Annotated in this window: 19 protein-coding genes and 2 pseudogenes; 2 read left to right on the top strand and 19 right to left on the bottom strand. The window is 44.2% G+C overall.

Annotated elements, in window-relative coordinates; translation table 11 throughout:
* Nucleotides 1–243: 243 nt before the first annotated feature.
* The 9 genes and pseudogenes from NDA06_RS10750 to NDA06_RS10790 all read right to left on the bottom strand — a co-directional run bounded on the left by NDA06_RS10750 (nt 244) and on the right by NDA06_RS10790 (nt 8,642).
* On the bottom strand, nt 244–1,959 hold the full coding sequence (locus tag NDA06_RS10750; RefSeq protein WP_190536678.1) for a CHASE3 domain-containing protein: 1,716 nt from the start codon (nt 1,957–1,959) through the stop codon (nt 244–246).
* A 994-nt stretch (nt 1,960–2,953) separates the two neighbouring features.
* The gene (locus tag NDA06_RS10755) at nt 2,954–3,292 is read right to left on the bottom strand and encodes a DUF5615 family PIN-like protein (protein WP_190416125.1); all 339 of its coding nucleotides are present in this window, start codon (nt 3,290–3,292) and stop codon (nt 2,954–2,956) included.
* Nucleotides 3,289–3,513, bottom strand: coding sequence for a DUF433 domain-containing protein (locus NDA06_RS10760; protein WP_190985119.1), 225 nt, complete (start codon nt 3,511–3,513; stop codon nt 3,289–3,291). Before NDA06_RS10760 ends, NDA06_RS10755 begins: the two co-directional genes overlap by 4 nt.
* A gap of 200 nt (nt 3,514–3,713) precedes the next feature.
* The gene (locus NDA06_RS10765; RefSeq protein ID WP_190820343.1) at nt 3,714–3,911 is read right to left on the bottom strand and encodes a hypothetical protein; all 198 of its coding nucleotides are present in this window, start codon (nt 3,909–3,911) and stop codon (nt 3,714–3,716) included.
* Entirely contained in the window at nt 3,898–4,086 is a 189-nt protein-coding gene (locus tag NDA06_RS10770; protein WP_190985120.1) for a hypothetical protein, read from the bottom strand. The genes NDA06_RS10765 and NDA06_RS10770 overlap by 14 nt, the downstream gene beginning before the upstream one ends.
* 178 nt (nt 4,087–4,264) lie before the next feature.
* Nucleotides 4,265–4,540, bottom strand: coding sequence for a hypothetical protein (locus NDA06_RS10775; protein ID WP_190985121.1), 276 nt, complete (start codon nt 4,538–4,540; stop codon nt 4,265–4,267).
* A gap of 304 nt (nt 4,541–4,844) precedes the next feature.
* A complete protein-coding gene (locus tag NDA06_RS10780) occupies nt 4,845–6,002 on the bottom strand; it encodes a hypothetical protein (protein WP_190985122.1) in 1,158 nt (385 codons plus the stop codon).
* Between the two features lie 295 nt (nt 6,003–6,297).
* Nucleotides 6,298–6,396, bottom strand: a pseudogene (locus NDA06_RS10785) (BrnT family toxin); the annotation flags it as partial.
* A complete protein-coding gene (locus NDA06_RS10790; protein WP_190985123.1) occupies nt 6,390–8,642 on the bottom strand; it encodes an FdhF/YdeP family oxidoreductase in 2,253 nt (750 codons plus the stop codon). The pseudogene NDA06_RS10785 and the gene NDA06_RS10790, both read right to left, overlap by 7 nt.
* 313 nt (nt 8,643–8,955) lie before the next feature.
* Here NDA06_RS10790 and NDA06_RS10795 point away from each other — a divergent pair, with 313 nt between their 5' ends.
* Entirely contained in the window at nt 8,956–9,255 is a 300-nt protein-coding gene (locus tag NDA06_RS10795) for a hypothetical protein (protein ID WP_190429137.1), read from the top strand.
* Between the two features lie 244 nt (nt 9,256–9,499).
* Here NDA06_RS10795 and NDA06_RS10800 read toward each other — a convergent pair whose 3' ends face one another.
* From NDA06_RS10800 to NDA06_RS10845, 10 genes and pseudogenes are all read right to left on the bottom strand, one after another.
* The gene (locus tag NDA06_RS10800; protein WP_190985124.1) at nt 9,500–11,770 is read right to left on the bottom strand and encodes a KAP family NTPase; all 2,271 of its coding nucleotides are present in this window, start codon (nt 11,768–11,770) and stop codon (nt 9,500–9,502) included.
* A 268-nt stretch (nt 11,771–12,038) separates the two neighbouring features.
* Complete coding sequence (locus NDA06_RS10805; RefSeq protein ID WP_190985125.1) at nt 12,039–12,383, bottom strand: XisI protein; 345 nt, start codon at nt 12,381–12,383, stop codon at nt 12,039–12,041.
* Nucleotides 12,371–12,787, bottom strand: coding sequence for an element excision factor XisH family protein (locus NDA06_RS10810; protein WP_190985126.1), 417 nt, complete (start codon nt 12,785–12,787; stop codon nt 12,371–12,373). Before NDA06_RS10810 ends, NDA06_RS10805 begins: the two co-directional genes overlap by 13 nt.
* Before the next feature lie 242 nt (nt 12,788–13,029).
* Entirely contained in the window at nt 13,030–13,560 is a 531-nt protein-coding gene (locus NDA06_RS10815; RefSeq protein ID WP_190985127.1) for a methylated-DNA--[protein]-cysteine S-methyltransferase, read from the bottom strand.
* A 389-nt stretch (nt 13,561–13,949) separates the two neighbouring features.
* Nucleotides 13,950–16,430 carry an ATP-dependent Clp protease ATP-binding subunit gene (locus NDA06_RS10820; protein WP_190985128.1) on the bottom strand — a complete coding sequence of 827 codons (2,481 nt, stop codon included), beginning with the start codon at nt 16,428–16,430 and terminating at the stop codon, nt 13,950–13,952.
* 1,387 nt (nt 16,431–17,817) lie between these two features.
* Nucleotides 17,818–18,021, bottom strand: coding sequence for a flavodoxin domain-containing protein (locus tag NDA06_RS10825; protein ID WP_190416112.1), 204 nt, complete (start codon nt 18,019–18,021; stop codon nt 17,818–17,820).
* 73 nt (nt 18,022–18,094) lie between these two features.
* Entirely contained in the window at nt 18,095–18,796 is a 702-nt protein-coding gene (locus tag NDA06_RS10830) for a dienelactone hydrolase family protein (protein WP_190416111.1), read from the bottom strand.
* A 48-nt stretch (nt 18,797–18,844) separates the two neighbouring features.
* Nucleotides 18,845–19,786, bottom strand: coding sequence for an NAD(P)-dependent oxidoreductase (locus NDA06_RS10835; RefSeq protein WP_190985129.1), 942 nt, complete (start codon nt 19,784–19,786; stop codon nt 18,845–18,847).
* A gap of 214 nt (nt 19,787–20,000) precedes the next feature.
* A pseudogene (locus NDA06_RS10840) lies at nt 20,001–20,351 on the bottom strand (alpha/beta fold hydrolase); the annotation flags it as partial.
* Between the two features lie 42 nt (nt 20,352–20,393).
* Entirely contained in the window at nt 20,394–20,690 is a 297-nt protein-coding gene (locus NDA06_RS10845) for a DUF981 family protein (protein ID WP_199324011.1), read from the bottom strand.
* A 63-nt stretch (nt 20,691–20,753) separates the two neighbouring features.
* Here NDA06_RS10845 and NDA06_RS10850 point away from each other — a divergent pair, with 63 nt between their 5' ends.
* Nucleotides 20,754–21,944, top strand: a complete 1,191-nt coding sequence (locus NDA06_RS10850; RefSeq protein WP_190985130.1) for a histone deacetylase — start codon at nt 20,754–20,756, stop codon at nt 21,942–21,944.
* The last annotated feature ends 62 nt before the right edge of the window (nt 21,945–22,006 follow it).

Below are 22,006 nucleotides of genomic sequence, written 5' to 3' on the forward strand. Positions count from 1 at the left end.
TGAGCGATCGCGAAAAGTTGACCACAGCCACAGGTTGCCCAATTGCTGATAACTAGAATTCCCTAACGGCTGACCCGCGTGGTTTTCTGTTGATGCAGGATGTGCAGCTTCTAGAACAGATGCAGCAGTTCTATATCGATATTGTTACTCATCACAGCACTCTCTCGGCTTTATTTTGTCATCGCAGTCGCGACCCTCTTACTGAGGATGACTTAAACGTATAGCAGTTTATAATCTGTCCAACTAAACCACCGCATTGAGATTAAGCGCTGATTGATTCACCATTTGCATCCCAATTTTAGTTTGCTCTAAACCACTTGCTGTTTCTACCGATCCTTGTTTCAAATTATTCATCACTTCTACCACTTGCTCAATCGCCAGAGCTTGCTGCTTAGCAGTGAGAGAAATTTGCTGACTGCGTAACACAACATCATTAATTGCTGCTATTGAGTCCTGTTGATTGTTTAAAACAACTTCCTCAATTGCTTGAATTACGCTGCCATACGCTTCCAACACAATATCATTAATTGCCTGGGTAACATTTGTGGAGGATTCTAAGACCACATCATTAATTGCTTGAGCCACTTTAGCAAAAGCATCGGCTGTTTCTCTGGACATTTCAATAGTTTCATCGGCATTTTTTTTGCCCCGTTCTGTCACTACCACTGTTAAATTTATTGCTTTTTGAATATCGGAAATCAACGTATTGATTTTTTCCGCTGACTTTTTGCTTTGATCGGCTAATTTGCGAATTTCGCTAGCAATAACTGTAAAACCTTTACTGTTTTCTCCTGCACGTACAGCTTCTACTGCGGCATTTAATGCCAGCATATTTGTCTGATTAGATATGCCTGTAACTAAGGCGCTAATGTTGCCAATCTGATTAGCTTGTTCGCTTAAACTCACAATATGGTCTGCGATCGCGACAACTTTTTCTTTCAATTCTGACATTCCATTTACAGTTTTTATGACAGATTGATTGCCTGATGCAGCTAAGGATAGTACCTGCCGCGAACCTGTTGCTGATGATTCTGCTAAAGCTAATACTTGATTTGCACCTTTGGTTGATGATTCTGCTAAAGCTAATACTTGATTTGCACCTTTGGTTGATGATTCTGCTAAGACTAATAGTTGTCTTGCACTTTCTAGCGATGCCTCTGCTTGTTCTGATGCTTGCCGAGCTGATGCATTTAATTCATTCATCGTTGCACAGGCTTGATTAACGGCAACAGCTTGGTTGGTTGCTATACGTTCTTGTTCTTCTACAGCAGTAGAAATTTCTGTAGAAGAACTAGCCAGCGCACTAGTCACGTCATTAATCGGTCGGACAACCTTTTTAGAAATAAACCATAAAGTAAAACAAGCTAAACCTATTGCAGCAGCAGTGCCGCCTAAAGAAATAAAATTTGATATTTCTTCGGCTCGTTTAGCTTCTTCTTTCCTTTTATCCAGTAGTTCATTTTCTATGGCAATCATTTCGCCAATCTCTTCGCGAAGATGATCCATAACTTGCTTCCCTTTACCAGAAAGCACTAAAGCTCTTAATTCTGTTTCTTTACCTGCTTTCTTTAAAGAAATAGTTTCCGCTAATTCTGAAATTTTTTCTTGAGACAAATCTTCAACATTAGCCAAATTTTCCAATTGTTTGGGGTTGTCTTGTATAAGTTTTTGTATTTCCTTGAAATCTTTATTTATTATTTCAAGAGCTTTATTATAAGGTTCCAAAAAAGTGTCTTTCCCCGTAATAATGAAACCTCTTTGCCCTGTTTCTGCATCAACTAGATTTTTTTCCAACCCCCCCAGTTTATCTTTAACTTCATAAGTGTGTGTTACCCAATCTACTGCTTCTACCAAAGTATTTGTACTGATTTTGGAAGTAATACCTATACCAACCATCAGTGCCATAATTGTCCCAAAGCCGACTTGGGTAACTTGACCGAGCTTAATTTTATTTTCCATATCTAGCTATCTCAATTAATTGCTTATTGATATATTAACAATCAGCAAGTTATTGACAACAACCGCAAAACTACGGTATTCCCTTGTTAATCTAAATTAGTCCTTAATAATTTTTAATGAGCAATATTTTTTTATAAACAGATTCAGGTTTGAGCGAGTCGAGATTAGTTTGTTTAAATTTGAGCGAACAAGTCATAGCATTTTTTTTTGCTTTACAGTAAAGTTAGTAAAAAAATTAACAATTACTAAGCAAACACGCGAATCAGCAAAGTATTTCTGTAGTTAATTGATGGGCTGAAAACTTGAGATGTAAGAGACAGTTGGTAAATAGATATGAAGCGAGTATATAGCAGGAGATCAAATAATCGATACAAGATGTAATAAATGAGTCAACCCTTTTACGACAGTGACTTTAACGATGAGGAACCGCAACAGATTGAACCTTTGTTACTTTGTGCCAAGCCTTTTGGTAAACACTGATTTGTAAACACTGAGAGGTTAACTTACGAGAGATTTTGAATGCTATTGTCTACCGAGCAGATAATGGAATTAAATGGCGCAATTTGCCCCGCGATTTTCCAGGGTGCCAAACAGCCTATGGCTACTATCGTTTATGTAAAATTGGACATCTGGGAGCTTTCTCAATCCAGCCCTGGTGCAGCAAGTACGAGTTAGCAAGGGACGGCAGGCTCAAGCCAGTTTAGCCATAATTATCCATTTAAGAAGAGCCTCTGTCATACTCCGACGCAGGCAAGAGCCTTTTCGGCGGTAGGCATAGGCTGTTATTGACATGATACCGAGTATCACCATACCGTAAAAGATGTATTTGACTGGCTTGAATTGAATAATTATCCTACAGACATCGCGCGATCGCACTCAAGCAGCGAGAGGGTCAAAGTTGCGATCGCCTATTTCTGCTTTAGACTAACTGCCATCTAACTGGTTTGTGCGAATAAAATATCACCTAGCGATCGCTAGTCCTTCCGTTGATGGACTAATCCCCGCTAATCTCCACTAACATCTCGCCTGAGCGCAAAAGCTCCAAAGCGTCTGGCAATGTTGCACTCAAAATCTCTCGCAATCGCGTATTTGATGTATTGCCACACGTCAGCCAGATAATTTGTGGAGGTACCCCGTAGCGAGCGACCAAATCAACAAAATCTCTGTCCTTGGTTATAACGATCGCTCCTTGCGCTTTTGCTGCCTCAAAAATCTCATAATCTTCAGCATCTCTCAGACCAATATCGCGCAAGGCTACTGCTGTCACCCCAAATGTATTCGCGATCCAGGGTGCAATTCCAGGCGACAGTTGTGCATCTACCCAAATCGTCATGCCACCAGAACTGGATGATCGACTTTACGCGCCGCGTAGGTGAGTGCTGCTTTCAGATCCTCCATTTCCAGATCGGGCATTTCCTCCAATATTTCTTCGGCACTTAAACCAGCCGCAAACAAGTCCAGCACATCTGATACCCGAATTCTCATACCCCGAATGCAGGGACGACCTCCACACTGCTTCGGATTAACTGTAATTCTGTCAATCAAATTTGGCATCCGATTTCGCTCCGAAATGAATCCTTATCTCAGTCTGGATCGCGTTTGCCCAAGTTGCAAATTCAAAAAATCTGAAGATGCGATCGCTTATTTCTGCTTCAAACTAACTGTCCTCTAACTGGTTTGTGCGTTCTTTTCGCCTGGTCAAGGACTCAATAAAATCAAAATATTCAATTTTAAAGCAAGTGTTAAAAAGCTTCTCAACTGCTACCCAGTTTTCCCTTTAGGATCTCTTCCATTTCCCTCAAATCTTCTTCCGTCTTAGGAAATCGATATTTTTGGCTATTAGGATTCCTGCGTTTAATCAGAGCCTCAATTGCTTCATCATCCTCTCGGTGAGCCAAAACATAGGCTCTCAGTTCTTGACGGGTCATTTTGCTAAAGTCAGGCTTCATCATTAAAGCGACCTTGACCATCGGAAAAAATTAGAATTTTCAAACTCTCAGTTACACCAGCAAGGATAAACACTATCTTGGTGTTCTGGTTATACCGAAATACATGAATAGGCTGATATCCATTTGAGAGCATCTGGCATACTCTGACACAGGCAAGAGCCTGTTCTGCGGTAGGCATACGCTGTTATTCACATGATAGCGAGTATCACCATACCGTAAAAGATGTACTTTACTGGCTTGAATTGACTGAATAATCATCCTACAGACATCGCGCGAGCGCACTCAAGCGGCCAGAGAGTCAAAGTTGCGATCGCTAAGGCGCAACAGGGCATTCGTCTCTACGAGATAGATCAACGTTATGGATGCTCCTCGTAGATTCCTACACGGCTGACCGCATAATCGAATAATAAAGGTACATTCGTTCCAACACTTCTGGCTAGTTCGTCAGCTAGCTGATCTGCAATATTTTCAAAGGTAGAGCCGTAAATTCCTGCTATAAACTCACCAACATCTAACTGATTTGAGCGTTCTTCTTGCCAGGACAAAAATTTAATAAAATTAAGCACATAATGTAATTTGGATTGAGACAGATGATGTAATTTCTTAACAATTCTGTCAACTAAGGGTTCCATAGCCTACCGGAACTGGTAATTGGACTTCTCTTATGTTACAAAATTCGCCAACTCGCCAACCGATAAAAATACCTAAAGTATCACTACTCCTTGCGCCGATGTCCTCAGCAAGTTTGACATAAATTTGTCGAGTAAGCAGATTGTCTGGATTCTAACTCAGCATAAACTGTATTAAGAGAGGTGAAAGAAGCGATTTCCTTTTGGTTGTTTAACGACCCAGTTCAGCGGTAGCTGATAGCCTTGAACTCCACACCAAGGACTTTCGGCTGCAACCGAATTGTTATGCCGCGATTTACACAGTAGATTACTCTTCTACACTGCCAAATGTATACTGACTAAGTTCTACAGCTCGTACTTCGCCAAATGGATTGTTCTGTCGCAGCCTATTTTCCATCTCAGGATCTTCTTGCCACGGACACTCTATATAGCACCACTCTACTGAATACCATCCATCTTCTTCTGGCGCGAAAGAAACACCGATACACTTTGGTAGTCTTTGATCATATTTGTGTGCATAGGTAAAATTTTGGAGAAATTGTAGACGATGCTCAATGAAGTCATCTGTTAAAGGAATAAACACAAACCCGCAGCCTGTACGTGGTATTGCCATCCTGTACGGCAACACAAATTCATTAGCGCTTGCTTTCTCCATTGATAGCTGGAATCGTGTTTTTAACTCTCGTAATTCATTTCTCATCAATTTGGCAATTTCTTTCACAATGTAATAGTAGTCAGTTGAAACATTATCAGTTGTCACACGTTCAGGAAAAACATTTATCACTCCTGTCATATCCCACTCATCAGCTCTGTGTTGAAGTTTCCGAAGATACTCAACAAATACAAATTTAGGCTTTTCATTCGAGATACCAGATAAATACTGACCAACTAATGCCTGTTCGGGCAGATTTAAAACATCCTCCTCCCAATTGGTTATCAGTTTTTCTCGAAACGCAAGATAATCTGAAACTTCAGCAGGTGTAAGCAACGTCCGAAGTGTCCCCAAATAATCATCCGCTGGAATTAGATGTATTAAACCTGCCGTCTGGCTTCTATAGTGTTTCTGCTTTCTACAGCTTTCTGGAAGAGCTTCGTGAGCTTTATACAAAACGAGCTTATGTACAGACTCTAACGACGAGACTGTAACATTGAAAGCATGTCCTCGGTGATTCTGAAGGTAAATATCTTTATGGTTCTTGAGATAATTGAGAGTATCGCGTATTTGTCGCGTTGCTTTGCCTAAAACTTTCTGCTCAAACCACCGTTGTTCCTTGTCAGGACTTGTGTTGCTGGGGGCTTGGCGCTCTTTTAATTGGTAGATGTTCAGAATATCGTCTAGCCAGATAACATTATCAGCGAGTTCAACTTCTTCCGTTGGTGTTGGACGAAAAGTGTTCTTAGAGAAAGTGAATTCTCGAAAGAAATAGTATTGGTTGAGTTTGGCTATATCTTCTTCAAAGCTCATACGCAAGGACAACTTTTAATTATTAATCCAGTCTAAATCAAGTTTAAACTGTTAATTGGCTCCCTGGCAATCTCAATCGCTACATAACTGTCATTTTTTGTCGTGGTTTCACTTCATAATTTTCATTAAAAACTGTAGAGCTTCATTCACTGAATTGGACTTGGTAAGCATCTCTTTTGTCTCAGGTTTTTAGCGAACAATTATCCCTCTAAAACTCTTTCTTTTAGAACCTAAATTTCTGACTCGTAGGCTCTGTAAGTCATATTCTGATCGCATCTCATCTTCCATCTCTGGCTCAACCCTCTTCATAGACTTCTCGCTCGGAGCGTGTAACAACTCTTGCGCTAATGAGACGAATCGAGTCTCCTCTTTCCATATAAGACACAATTAGTAAACTACAACCGGAACGCGCTTAAACGCAGGTATCCCAGACTGCTTATCTATACGCGCTTTGAAGATGATGTTAACTTCGGGATAGAACATCATTGCTGCTCCCTGACGCACAGCACCAAAGATAATTTCAACATTCTCTAACTTGCCTGCATCGCCTTGCACCGTCACTCGTTGATGCTCTTGCCATCCTGCTTGTTTTGCATCAGATGGGTTCATTAAAATGCAATTTCGGTGCGGCATTCCGCGATATTTGTCGCCTTGTTTATAAACTACCGTGTTATGTTGCGAGTAGCTGCGTCCCGTCATCAATGCTAATACAATGCTCTGGGTAGATTCCGTTACTCCAAACTCTTTTGCTTCCGGTAAATGCAATTCTGGTAATGGCGTGACAAACATATTCGCTTTACCGGACGGTGTAGCAAATTTAGGTTCATTGAAAATGCGTCCGGCGATGGTGAATTCTTCCTTGGTTTCATCAATCGTTGCCATCTGCTCAAAGCCAGGAATCGTTTTGGCAATCAGTTGACGGACATATTTGGTATCTTGAAGTTTGCGCCAATCAACCGGATCGCTGCCAAGAATGCAATGCGCCAATTGTGTGAGAAATTCCACCTCGGAAATCAAATATGCATCCTTGAGATGGGTTTTACCAACATCATTCAGCCGCACAAAGTTGTTGCCCGATTCAGTCGTAGTTTGGTGCGGATTTTCAAAGCGGTTAAATACGGGAATGATGATGGTATTTTTCTTCGCTAATCCGTGAAACTGTCCTAAATTCGGTTTGGTGGCGAGGTAGATAATGGTTTCAATATTGCTTAAAGCTCGCTTTGCTTGATTTAAATCCGGGTTCGCCGCATACAGATTGCCACCAAGGCAAATCAAGGTGTCTACTTTGCCTGCATCAGCCGCATCAATTAAGTCGCGATCGCGATATCCAGGGTTGCGGTTGAGCGATCGCCCCAGCAATTTCTCTAACGCTTCTTGAATCTCTTTTTTGAGTTGGACTGTCACTCCCATCGAGCCAAAACCCTGGACGTTGGAGTGTCCCCGGATGGGCATCGTACCGCCGCCGTCTTTGCCTGCATTGCCTGTCAGCAGAGCAGTGTTAGCGATCGCATAGATGTTATCCACGCCGTTTTCTTGCTGCGTTGCACCCATCGCCCAAGCAAACACCACACCTTTTGAAGAGGCGATTATTTCTGCGGAGACTTCGATCTCCTCTTGGGAAACACCGCAAGTTTGAGCGATCGCATCCCAGGAAATAGAGTTAGCATAATCGACAACCGCTTCCCAACCCTCAGCATGGGCGCAAAGATAATCTGTTTGAATTAAGTTGCGTTCAATTAGCGCTTTTTGGATGCCGATAAATAGCGCCACATCGCTACCGGGAATCGGTTGCAGATAAAGTGAGGAAATCTCCGATCCGGTAAATAGCGACTTGAGGGGAAATGCTGGGGAAGCAAACTTAACCAACCCCACTTCAATAACTGGATTAACAACAATAACTTTGCCACCGCGATCGCGCAACTCGATCAGTTCGTTCATCAAGCGCGGATGGTTAGCAGGTGCATTCGACCCGATCAGCACCACGCATTCTGCCTTTTTCAGGCTATCCAGACTCACCATTGACGTGCCAGAGCCAAACATCTGCTTCAGTCCCACTGTCGAGGGGACGTGGCACAAATCCGAGCAATCTGCCAAATGATTCGACCCTAGCGATCGCATCATCAGTTGCAGCAGATAAGCCGCTTCATTCGACGATCTCCCAGAACTATAGGAGGCGACTCGTTCCGGGGACTTGCGAAAACCAGCTTCGCTAATCTCGTAAATCTCATCCCAGGAAATCCGCTCGTAATGAGATTTTCCCTCGCGCAGAATGACGGGAAAGCTGAGACGACCGAGGCGATCCGCTTCTAAGGAAGTTAACTCTTGAAGTTCGGTGATACTGTGGCTGTCGAAGAAATGATTTGAGACGGCTGGTTGCAACTCGGCGGAAATTGCCTCTACGCTTTTGGCGCAGCGTTGCATCGTTTCCCCCAACTCGTTCGCGAAGCCGCCTTTTTGTCCCCCCGTTCCCCAAGCACAGGACAAGCAAGCACTTTTATGCAACAACGTTTGCCAGAGTTTTGGCCCTTCGGGTGATAGGGTATGCTCTGCCCAATATTGCACGACGGGCAAACCGCCGCCCATTTCTGGAGCATTGCTGGTTGCTTTGGTTGCGTCTTCTGGTTTAATTTCTGCGTCCATACAGCTTCCTCTTGAATGCAGCGCCACTCATCTGTCAGCCTGGAATGCGTTCTATCCCTCTGAATTTATCTTGAGCAAAATACTATCTAGAGGGACTTGAAATCAGGTTAACTCATCTAAAGTTTTCTCGCACGATTGTATGGATGTGCGATCGCTGAGAGTTTTTTCCCTAGAAAACTAGCTTCTCAAACATCCTCTAACTATTTCAATCGTAGCGCTGGGATCTCAGCCCTTAAGTAGATTTTCAGATGCCTGCCCCCAGCCTGCAACTGCGCCGTGGAATAATGAGTACACAACTGTTCCTAAAATTTTTATGACCACTTCTCAAAGCCAGGGCTATCTCGTCACGATCATTTGCGAAACGGTATTGCAAGATCGCCTAGTTAAGCTGCTCAGCGGATTGGGTGCTTCTGGCTACACCATTATTCCAGCCAAGGGCGCTGGTAGTCACGGTAAACGTATGGGAGATATCGCTGGCTATAACACCAACATTGAAGTCAAAACCATTGTGTCAAAAGAGATATCAGACCAATTACTAGAAGACCTGAAGGAGTTTTCGAGCAATCATGCCTTGATTGCCTTTCGTCAAAAGGTAGATGGCTTGTTTGATTAAGTAGTTGAATCTAAACTCTGACTGGGGCGATCGATTTCCACTTGCCGAGTTTTAGGAGCGATTAATCAGCCTAAGCGATCGCAAAAACCCAACACGATATTCTTAAACTAACGTCGTTTGCGGAATATTCAAGATTGCGATCGCTCATTTCTGCTTCAGGATAACTACCATCTAAAGTTAATCCCAACTGCTTGATAAATGGAGATAAAAATGATCTGCTGACTGCGCTTCCTTTGGCATTATCTTACAGGTTCTGTTGATTTTCGCCGTTTCCTGTATTTTTTGTGACAATTTGATGAATTAAAGCAAATTGATTTACAACTTTTTGCTCCAACGAACGCTTAGGATTATCAGAATCATATTCAGGATTATCTAAAGCTGAGCCATAGATGTTGCGAATAAGCTCGTAGATGAGGTTAGGAGCTACAAGTCTAGCTAAATCATCGTATTGAGTTCGTTCAAAGTTACCTTTACGTGTTCCATAATATGCTGTACTCCATAGGTTCGGCAGATAACATTTAAGAAATTCAACAGCATTCTGAGGATTGCTACTTAATGTTTCTACAAGATGCTGCTTAACTTCATCTTCGGAACCCCAGCAAGACCATACATAGATGAGGCTATGAGCATCTTCGGGAAATTGAAGGTAGAGAGGAGATGCTTGTGAAAGTTGTTTAATCCTTTGAGCAAAAGCTTCACCTATAACACGACCTTGATCGCTAGAAAGAGGTCGTTCTATTCTCTCGCCTTCCTCTCTTGGTATCAACCATTTAAAGCACTCAAACGCAAAGGAAATAGGATTTGCTTGCAAAACTATTTGCCTCGCAATATCCATCTTGATATCATCATTCTCAATATTATTGACGAGTTGACTAATGAGTATCCCAGCACCTGAGAAAGCGTTAGCTATAAGCGTCCTATCCTTTGGAAAGGTATCTCCCAATAGGGAAATTGCTAAAGCGAGATTCTGAGAAGCTAAAGAAGAAAGTTCTCTTATCTTATTTTTAAGTTTTATTACAAAAATATTACTTTTTTGATCTCCATTAAAGCTCTTTATATTTGATATAATTTCTTGAATAGATATATTTTCCAAATTAGATAAAAAAGCAATAAGCTCTTGATCGGAGATATCATTTTCGGATATTGCATAGGAGAAAAATCGGTCAAAGTAGTGAACTGAACAGACACGCTGCTCTATATCCCATTCTTCTCTCCAATTAGAAAAATAATCGGTGATACCAAGAATTCCAGTCTGATTTAGGCGTGGAAACAAAGCTTTTAATAAACTCTTAGCAGCTTCTGCCTCCTCAACTGTTAAACTTTGAACACCCCTGTTAATAAGCTCAAGACTACGCTGTTTAAATTGTTCAGAGTTATCGTAACTCAATGGTGAACCTGAAAAATAATCACGCTTATTTTTCACAATATTGTATAGCGCCGGATAGAAAATTCTCAAACCTTCAACTAACATTAAATCTGGTAAATTTACTTCTCCCTTCAAAATAGGTAGAGAAAACGCAAGAGCATTTACATATCGTTTAGTCATTCTTGGTGTTTTTAGTCGAATTTCTAGACCGTTAACAAAGTTTTCAAGGAAGTAATACCGAAATTCTTCCTCGGAAATTTGAATACCTGTATCGCTAAGAACCTCTTCAATTCCCTCAATACAATATTCGAGTAAAGCTACCCGATCTGCTTTAGGTAAATTTAATGGAACCTGAATTATCTTCTCTAGAAAATTTCTTCCTGCTTGAATATCTCCGGAGCCATATTTTTCGCTTAGTGCAGTAGCTACCATTTCCTCATCAAAGGCTAAAATATAAGCTGTGTTATCGAAATCTGCTGATAACTTAACAAGCTTAAATACAGCTTGTATTTCATTCTTATCAATTCTGTCAATATCGTCTATTAATACAACTACACGCTTGCCTTCCTTTTTTAAAAAGGATTCGAGCCTTTTCTTTAAAATTTCTAATTCAACAGATGAGAGAGTTTTACCTAGACTCTGAATGCCTTGACCAGGAGTGAATCGCAATGAATCAAAAAGAGTTAAGTTGAAGCCAGTTAAACCACTTGAATATTTATCGAGCAATTCACCAACTTTTTCTGAAGGAGAGGTTATTGATTTTCCGATTGCTTCTGCTAAAGCTTTGAAAAATCCCTTAATCAGATTAACTTCGTCTGTGAATCGCCAAGGGTTAAATTTAACACAAATGATATTTGGAGATTCTTTGAGAGATTGTTCAATAAAATTGAGAACAGTTGTTTTACCGTCGCCCCAAGGACCATAAATTCCGATGACGATGCTGCTTGGATCGCTTCGAGAGTCAATGGTTTGTGCAACTCTTTCGGCAAAAGACCAGCGCTTGAACCTATCTTTCTCCGGGTTGTTTATAGGAGAATCGGCGAAGTAGCGATCCTTTAGCTCCACAACACTATCATTAGCTACAGTAACAGTTTCATCATTTTGCTGCTGGAGATTTTTTGTAAAAAAGAAGTTAAAAAACCGTCTCATACCGCTTTAGCATCTGAAAATTAGGACTGATTCCTGGTATAGCATTTTTCTTTTGCAGAAAGACTGGCTAACTGGTGCTAATCCTAGGATCGATAGCACCGGACATTAAGCTGTCGCTGAGCATCCGTAGATAAAGCTCTTCCATTTTTGCCAGTTGATGCACTTGCGCTGAGAAAAGAAGACATAGCGATGAGCAAACGCAATCGCGTCTTTGCAACCCCACCGATATGTCTCGTTCGCTCCATCAATTTATTAGCCTGCGCCGTCGCTACGATGCAACTGCAAAATCTGTGTACTCTCGCATCTTAGGCTCGTGGAATGCTAACACAATATCTTCTTTGGGGACACCTGCACGAACTAAGTCAGTGGCAATGCCATCTTCAGTCCAATCTTCTTCGATCCAAAACTTACTATCACGAATACGAACATAGACGGTCATGCCAGCAATGCGATCGCCTTTCTGCCAACCAAGACTCATCCAGATATAATGTCCCTTTGGTTCATCCATAATCAAGAATGTCTCGATGTCTCGATTCGGACGGCGGTTGCACAATTCTACATACTCAGACAATATCTGTTTAATCAACTTGGGATACTCAATTAATTTATCCATTGCGTAATTTCCTCTGCTTCTATATTTACGACAATGAGTGGAAGCTGATGTCTATTGAGAATGAGTTGAATTACATCTTGCTTGAAAAAGGTGTTATGAGCAACTGTACTGACAGCAACATAAAGTTTACGGTCAGGTGCTGTTTCCTCCAGAAGATAACGGTAGATATCGTACTGACCAAGAGCCTCTTTCAAGTCTTGTATTTTTGATGCACCAAGAAAGCTTTTCACTTCAACCACAAGCTTTTGGCTATCCCGTTCAGCTGCGATCGGACGTTCAGCACCTAGATCGGCGTATAACGTTGTTCTTCGATACTGAATGACATAGGGATCGTCTGTAATTGTCCAGCCATCCTTCATCAGCGCATTTTTTACAGCGTCATGGATGATGTCTAATCTAGGCATAAGCTAATTGTAGGCTATAAACAATAGCCCCTCTACCTACTGATGCAAGCTAGACAAATTCTACAAAATAAGTTCTAATTCCAAATTAGTTCTCAATATATCTAGTTTCAGAGTAACCTGCCTGTCATAAGTAGTTAAGCTGGTTCGCATTGGCGATCGCAAAGCGTCTACAAAGTAGAATCGCATCATTAAAGACAGCATCAAAAAAGGTCTTCCAGAAACAAAAAAATGCGATCGCGTCTTTAACTGTTGCTTAAAGCCATTGTCAATTGCCGATTAGATTTTGCGCTATGTCTGCGCTCAAGCTCTAGTAAACCTTCTTTAAGACGGACTCCACCTCTAAAACCTGTAAGTGTGCCGTTGCTGCCAATGACACGATGACAAGGCACAATAATACACAGAGGATTTTTACCGTTGGCGGCTCCGACAGCACGCGCTGCTGTTGGCAATCCTATTTTTCTGGCTATTTCTCCATAAGATATCGTTTGACCGTAAGGAATCGACTGGAGTGCTTTCCAAACCTGCTGTTGAAACACCGTACCTATGGGGGCAAGTGGTAGCGTGAATTGATACAATTCGCCATTGAAATATGCCTGAAGTTGCTCAACGGCGTCACCGTCTAGCTTCTTTTGGAAATGCCAAGTGGCTTCTGGAGACTTTGCAGCTAGCCCTTCTTGAAAGTCTATTGCCACCAGCCCAACTGAGTTTTGCGCGATTAAGATACGTCCCAGAGGGCTATCTATGAAGGTATAGAAAATTGAATCAGAAATCATAAAAATTCCTTTTTGCTTAGATTTTCCAGAACGCGATCGCCTGCAATTCTAGATAGAATTTTGGCATGGATTTACATCTGTGCATTATGGGAATGCGTTGGCGAAGCCCACTGAAAGTATCGCTTGTCAGCAACCCATACCATCGGTCAACCCAACAAATATTTATAAGAGTTGGATTGGTTTCCTTAAACGCCACGACGCAAGGACGCGGAAACTCCCGCTTGTGACTCGCCAACCTCTGTGGATTTTAAATTTTTAGCTCTAATTGCTACATCTCGCCAGCAGCCTTTTTTGAGCAGAAATGGACGGTTGCAAAAAAAATCCCCTGGCAGAAATGCCAGGGGATGAAAGTGCTAAATCTTAGCTAATGAATTGCGGAACTTATGCTCTTAGGCGACAGGAAGTAACTCACGCTGTTCGGATTTGACTACCTGAATCTGACCGTCATCGTCAACATCAATGATGGCAGTGTCTCCATCTTGAATGGTGCCAGATAGCATGGCTTCAGCCAAGTTGTCTTCCAGGAGTCGCATAATCGCCCGACGCAGCGGTCTTGCACCGTAAGCAGGACTATAGCCTTCGGTTACGACACGGTCTTTGAAGCGATCGCTGACTTCCAGCGTAATTCCCTGTTCGGTCAAGCGTTCGGCAATTTCGCGCAGCATGATTACAGAAATTTGCTTCACTTCGTCCTTCGTCAATTGACGGAAGACAATGATTTCGTCGAGACGATTGAGAAACTCAGGACGGAAGTATTGCTTGAGTTCTTCATTCACCAAAGCGCGAACGTGGTTGTATTGCGCTTCAGATTGATTGTCAGTAACCTCGAAGCCTAGACCGCCGCCGCCTTTCTCAATGACTTTAGAACCGACGTTGGAAGTCATGATAATCAAGGTGTTCTTGAAGTCTACTGTGCGACCTTGAGCATCGGTCAGGCGACCGTCATCCAAGAGTTGCAGCAGCATATTGAACACATCGGGGTGAGCTTTTTCGATTTCGTCGAATAATACCACCGTGTAAGGCTTGCGACGCACCGCTTCAGTTAACTGACCGCCTTCGTCGTATCCCACGTATCCAGGAGGCGAACCAATCAGCTTGGAAACCGTGTGGCTTTCCATGAATTCCGACATATCTAGACGGATCATGGCTTCTTCGGAACCGAAGAAGTAAGCAGCTAAGGATTTCGCAAGTTCCGTCTTACCGACTCCGGTGGGTCCAGAGAAGATAAAGCTGGCGATGGGTCGGTTGGGGTCTTTTAACCCAACACGAGCGCGGCGAATCGCCTTAGAGGCGGCAGTGACGGCTTCCTCTTGACCAATGAGACGCTGGTGCAAGGTATCTTCTAAGTGCAGCAGCAATTCCGATTCGGATTCGGTGAGTTTGCTGACAGGAACTCCAGTCCAGGAAGCAACGATTTGAGCGATGTCTTCCTCGTTCACAACTGGGGCGTCTTCGGCGTTAATCACTTCTGCCTTTTTGTTGTCAGAAATCGCCTTCAATTGTGCCTCAAGTTCCAACTCGCGATCGCGCAGTTGTCCCGCTTTATCAAAGTCTTGAGCCTTCACAACCGCTTCTTTCTCTTTGGTCACTTCACGCAGTTCGCGCTTCAGTTGTCCACTACCAGAAGACTTGCTGTTTCTCAAATGGACGCGAGAACCCGCTTCATCAATCAGGTCAATTGCCTTATCCGGCAAGTAACGGTCTGAGATATAGCGATCGCTCAAGCTGGCGGCTGCAACCAGAGCAACATCAGAGATTTTAACTTTATGGTGCTGCTCGTAGCGATCGCGCAGACCAAATAAAATTTCGATGGTTTCACTGACGCTGGGTGCGCCTACCATAATCGGCTGGAAGCGACGTTCTAAGGCAGCATCTCGCTCAATATGCTTGCGGTATTCATCCAGGGTGGTCATTCCCATGCACTGCAACTCGCCTCGCGCTAATGCTGGCTTGAGGATATTCGCGGCATCCATGCCACCTTCGGTTGACCCCGTACCAATCAGCGTATGCACTTCGTCAATGACCAGAATGACGTTCCCCGATGTCCGAACTTCATCCACAATTTTCTTAAGGCGTTCTTCAAATTCGCCCCGGAATTTAGTACCCGCGATCAGCGAACCCATATCCAGACCGATCACTTGCTTATCTTCCAAGAAGCCAGGAACGTCTTTATTCACAATCCGCTGAGCTAAACCTTCCGCGATCGCAGTTTTACCAACTCCTGGCTCTCCAATCAACACCGGGTTGCTCTTGGTGCGGCGAGCTAAAATCTGGATAGCGCGTTCGATTTCTTTAGCGCGACCGACGACCGGATCGAGCTTGCCTTGTGCGGCGAGTGCGGTCAGATTCGTGCCAAACTCATCTAACGTTGCAGTTTTGCGATCGCCACGTCCGGATGTCGAACGATCTTCTCCACTGCCAGCAGAGACAGCTGTGACATCTCCCAGCATCCGAATCACGGCGGTACGGATGTTATCGGGGTCAGCGTTCAGGTTTTGCAGCACTTTGGCGGCAACCCCTTCCCCTTCTTGAATCAGCCCGAGCAGCAGGTGTTCCGGGCCTACATAGTTATGTCCGAAAGCCTTTGCTTCCAGAAAGGCTTGCTCGAAAACACGCTTCACCTTAGGAGTGAAGGGAATTTCAGAGGGTACAAAGCGAGACCCCCGACCAATAATTTTTTCTACCTCAATCCGGCATGCTTGGAGGGTGATGCCTTGATCGATCAGAACTTTAGCCGCCACACCCGTGCCTTCTGCAATTAATCCTAAAAGGAGTTGCTCGGTGCCCACGAGGTTGTGTCCCAGGCGACGTGCTTCTTCCTGGGATAGCATAATTACCCTAACGGCTTTGTCTGTGAAATGTTGAAACATAGCAACTTTCCTCTACCGAGCTGTTTAGGCTATGGGTGAAGTGGCATTTCCCCATGCATAAACTTTTATGTACTTGCTTAATTAACAATGTATCTCCACCCTGATAGCGATCGCAGTGGGCACAACCGTATGAAATCAGGTGTAGTTGCCGCCTATGCATGGGAATAGAAGCGCAATGCATATATGGCGGAAAAAAATATACCTCGGTAGTTAGAAATTTAGGTATATAAATGGAGGGATAATTTTAAAATTCTTCCCTACCGTCGCCAACATTCAACCAGAAGCAGCTTCATCAATTCTTATAAACTTAATAATCCTTATTATTAAGTCCCCATACATCGCTCCCTGTATTCGTAGCTTAAGATACCAATCAGAGTTTCATCCACTAAAAATGTCGGAAAACCTTATATTTCTACCTGGCGGTATATTTATATCTCCTGCATGAATCATGAGGTCTAATGATTCTGGCGTGTGCAACGGCAGGACTAGACATGAGATCGTAAAGCTATCATGTAATCGACAGCCGTTCTCATTGGGATCTCCCTCCTTTAGTTTTGAAGCCCAGTGAGCGATAAAGACATTGCCCTAGTATTTCACTATCGCTCCGGCTTGATATCCTTCAGGCTTTTCCACTCAGCCAGGAACGAGTGAATCATCTTGAGAAAATCCCCTGATTGAACTCTTTCGGTAGATGTAAATGGGGTGTAAAGTATGGGCGAAGCAAGTGCATCCCAAGGTAAGCAAAAATACCGGAATCCGACTGCCAACTTCTGATTTTCAGATGAAAAACGGCTGAATCATTCGCTCATCGTGTTCGCAATTCGAGCATTAGAGAATAACACCCTCTCTTAGGATTCAACTTTTCCTACAAGCTCGCTGCATCAAGATCCGGTTGTTTTTATACACCTCTAAAGTTCCAGCCTGCGGATTATCTAACGTACCATCCCACACCCAATATTCATAGTTTCTATTCCGAAACTTATACACTCAAACGCCTTCTGTCCTTTGGCTAGTTCCTCTGCCCAAACTTAAATTCCCGTTGGGATTAGTTGCACGATAGAGTAGTTCACCAGAAGTATGTTTCTGCCAAATATTGATGTTATAACCACCCTGGCAGTTCATGCTTAGGATGATGCCAGCAGTAGAATCAGCAGAGGCTCTTAAGGAAAAATTAGCTAAGCTACTGATTGGCAGTAAACAATCTGTTGAAGTAGCACTGTCAAGCTAGTTAACTTAGCAGGGTTTGTTGATGGGACAAGGATTGTAGATAACAATCCTTGTCCCATCAACATTGTTTCCGAGGCGACATTATTTCCTGCTGAGGGCTAGTCCTGAGTTTTTTACTTGGCAAACAATTCTTTGCCTGCTAAGGCAGCAGCCACTCGTGTTACATTCGCACCATGATACTTGGCAGCTTCCAGCCTCTCTTCAGTAAACCATCACTGGCGATTACATCATCTTCAGTAACATCCTCAACAAACTTTACCGCCACTTCAGTACCTGGAACTGATGTCACACCAGATGCTACCGCTTCTGCCATCTTCTGGGTATTGCCGTAATCAGTTGCGTAAACGATTAAAACTTTTGTCATCTTTTACCTCACACTTGTTGAAGTTGATAGCTGTTTGTGCGCCAAATCTCAATCGCTTTGCGTTTAAGTCCCGCTACCCTAAATGCTGTTTTAAAAACGCCAACGTGCGATCGCGTGCTAATTCTGCGGCTTCTTGGCGATAAGCGGAACTATTCATGCGGCTAAACCCGTGACTCACTCCTTCATAGCGATAGATTGTGACCAGAGGGTTGTCTTTCAGTCCTTGCTGAATGGTTGTTTGAGCGCTTGGGGACACATACTCATCATTTCCACCTATATGCAATATCAGCGGTTTCTGAATCTTTGTCGCCTCGGCTAAATTCTTGTCAATCTCAACACCGTAGTAACTGACGTTGGCATCCGCATCGGTGCGTGTTGCCATGAAATATGCCAGTTTGCCGCCCAAACAAAAGCCCACACTGCCGACCTTGCCTGTGCTGCTGGGATACTGCCGCAGAAAAGATAGACTGGCCTTGAGGTCTTCTACGCCGCTATCCACATCAAATGCTCGAAGTAGCTCAAAGGCTTTAGCCCAATGCTCCTCCTTGCCAGGATCGAGTTGCACATCGGGTTCCAGTCGCCAATACAGATCCGGCACCAGTACCAAATAGCCTGCCTTAGCATAATCATCGGCAGTCTGTCGCATATTCGGATTGACCCCAAGAATTTCTTGAATCAGCACAATCCCTGCACGAGGCTGAGTATCGGGTGCTGATAGATAGGCGTTAAAACTGCCGCCTGAAAAGGCTGGAATGGTTACATTTTGAGTTGTCATGATGCCTTCATTCTTCCTGATTACGATAGCCATCTGGATGCTAGAACGTTAACTGGCATCAGCCACGGCGCTGTCAACGATCCACTCCAACGATCGCGGCTGAAAATCCAGTTCGCGTTTTGCCTTGGCATTCGATACGCCTCGCATCTGAGTCTGGTAGTAAACAATATCCGCACCACCATCCCTTTTCAGAGCATCCTCAACTGATACCTGTGGCGGTGGTGGAGCATTCAGCGATCGAGCAAACGCAGGGAGCCATTCGCGCACCGCTAAAGGGCGATCGTTCGCAATCAGATAAACACCAGGATTGCCCTGCTCTGCGGCTGCAACTGTGGCAATCGCTGCATCCTCAATGTGTAACCACGACCAAACACCTTCGCCATTGCCCACAATGGGGAACTGTTGCTGTCGTACCTGTTGTGCTACATCACCATCGGGGTTGAACCAGGTGCCGGGTCCGTAGAAGAAACCATAGCGTAAAGCAATTCCTTCGAGATTGGATGTTTCCAATAAACGGTGTTCAATCTCAGTTACGAGGCGAGCCTCGGCGGCAACGGCGGGGGAGGCATCAAGCGATAACGGTGTTTCCTCATCTGCCAATCCAGTACCGGGAATTCCCCAGAAGGCGACCGACTGTCTCAGGTAGCGGCGCACCCCTGCTGCCTGTGCAGCCGCCAGCACGTTGGCACCCCCTTCTAACCGAATGCGCGTATTCAGAGGCGCTGCTGCACTCATGGATTCACCACTGTAAGTCCTGGGTAGGGCGGTGAGTTGTTCAATCACCACTTCCGGTTGAGCGCGGGCGATCGCCGCTTTAACTGAATCAGCGTCGAATACATCCGCGACCGCAGGCTCTATTCCCTCTGCCACTAATGACTGTGCCCTTTCCGGGGAGCGGGTTAGAGCTATAACATCGTGACCTCTGGCAAGTAATTGGTTGAGTAGCGGACGACCGATTGCTCCTGTTGCTCCGGCAACAAAAATCTTCATCTGTAAACCCTCTAAAACTTTGTTGACGTTGAGTATCTTTCTCGTTCAATCGTTTTCATTGCTTACTTCATAGCCTAAGAGAATCAACAAAAATCAAAGTAGTGTTTCTTTGTTTTCATTAGGCAGGGATGGGTTGAAGCCGTGACGCGAGAAATTGACGGATGTAGTTTGCGATCGCATCCCCATCTTCTTCCAGCGCAAAGTGCCCGGTGTCGCGCTCTGGAGCTTTAGCCGCAATCCGATAACCAATCGGAACACCATAATCCATTAAGTAAAGGCTATATTTCTTGAGAGCGATCGCAGCGATAAATTTCTCGACGATCTGTGCCAGATGATCGAACGTGTAATCAAACTCATCCACAGTTGGCATCGAACTGTTACTAAAACCCGGATAATCGGGAGCAACGAGATGGAAGCGATCGCTAAGCGCGGGCATCAGATTGCGGAACATATGAGATGAGGTTGGGAAGCCGTGCAACAGCAGAATCGTTGGATTATCGCGAGAACCAGCTTCTCGATAAAAGATATCTAAACCATCGATCGAAACGGTGCGATATGTAATCATCGGATTACTCCTTGTAAGTTTACTGGAGTCGTTTTACGGCAATTACTTTGGCATGGTTTGCCACGTCGAGAAGTTAGCAAGATGTGCCCAGTAGGAACTCAATCCAATAAACGCAAAAATGAGGGCTGCCACAATTAACACAATGGCTCCAACAGTTCGTAAGAGCCGGTTTTCTTTGAAATAGAGAGTTGGTACAGCAAAAATTCCTCCTAAACCAACTAAGATAAACCCAGTTCCTGCTGGCACAGCGATTGGTATGAGTCCCAGGTTGATGAAGCGCAAGCCAATGAGCAGCGATACAAGTCCTGCAAAAAATCCATAAATGCCATTTTCGGACAATGGGTAATGGATAAAAAGTCATTAGTTGTTAGCTGAGGACTCATAACTAAGAACGAATAACTGATGACCAAGATGTTGCCAATTGCCCTAATTTATACGCCTGATTTTGCTATACACGATCCTGGTCAAATTAGGGTCGAAGGAAATAATTTATATCACCGGGTAGCGGGGCAAGATTTGCTTGACCCAGTTTACACGTTAGACCAAATTCAGTTTCCTTACCCAGTCGTTAGTCCGGTTCCCCACCCGGAATCCAGTAGTCGCCTGACAGCAGCAATGGCAGCGCTAAGAGATTTTGGGTTAAGCCAGCAGATGACTCTTCTTGAGCCAGAATCGGCAACGGAAGAGGATTTACAGGCGGTACACACATCGGAATACATTGCTCAAGTCCGGGCAATCAGTGCGGCTGGCGGGTATTTAGCTGAGTCTACCTATGTAAGCCCCGGCTCTTACAAAACCGCCTTGATTTCCGCTGGGGCAGGAATTAGCGCCCTTAAAGGCATTTTGTCCGGTCAGATTCAAAGCGCTTTGTGCTTAAATCGTCCGCCTGGACACCACGCCGGACGCAAACAAGCGGGTGGTTTCTGCTTATTTAATAATGCAGCGATCGCAGCCAAGTATTGCTTAAAAAAAGAGGGTGTAGAGCGTGTTTTAATCTTGGATTGGGACTTGCATCACGGAGATGGCACCCAAGATATCGTACAGGACGACCCGCGTATCATTTTTTGCTCCCTCCACCAGTTTGGTAAAGAGCTTTACCCGCAAACCGGCAATCTGGAGGATATTGGCGCACAAGGTAACATTATTAACCTGCCGCTACCCGCGAAGCTAGCAGATGATCAGTATTGGGCGTTGTTCCAAACTATCATTCCGGCTCTAATTGCCCAGGCTAAACCCGACATCGTGATTGTGTCGGCGGGGTTTGATGGACATTTGGATGATATCAATCATCTTTACCTGTACGATCCTGGTGCAGGCTTGTGCCTGAGTGCCCAACTTTACTACAACCTAACCCGTTTAGTCGCAGAAGCGATCGCCTCTGTGGGTGGGCATTACCTGCTGTTGTTAGAAGGTGGCTACGATGCCACGAATTTGGGCAACTGTCTAGTGAATACGTCTGCGGCGATGTTGGGTTTGCCGCTTGTCATTGAAGAAACCCTCCCCCAAAGAGAAACGGAGTCTTCTTTTAACTTGGAGGAATATATTGCCACACTCAACGCATTACAGCTAGGTCGTTGGCAATTCTCTCGATAGTCACTTCTCACCCCTCACTTCTGACTTCTCGCGCCTCACTTCTCAGCCCTCAGCCCTCACTT

It is taken from the genome of Trichocoleus sp. ST-U1 (assembly GCF_039961835.1).
GTDB lineage: Bacteria > Cyanobacteriota > Cyanobacteriia > Cyanobacteriales > FACHB-T130 > FACHB-T130.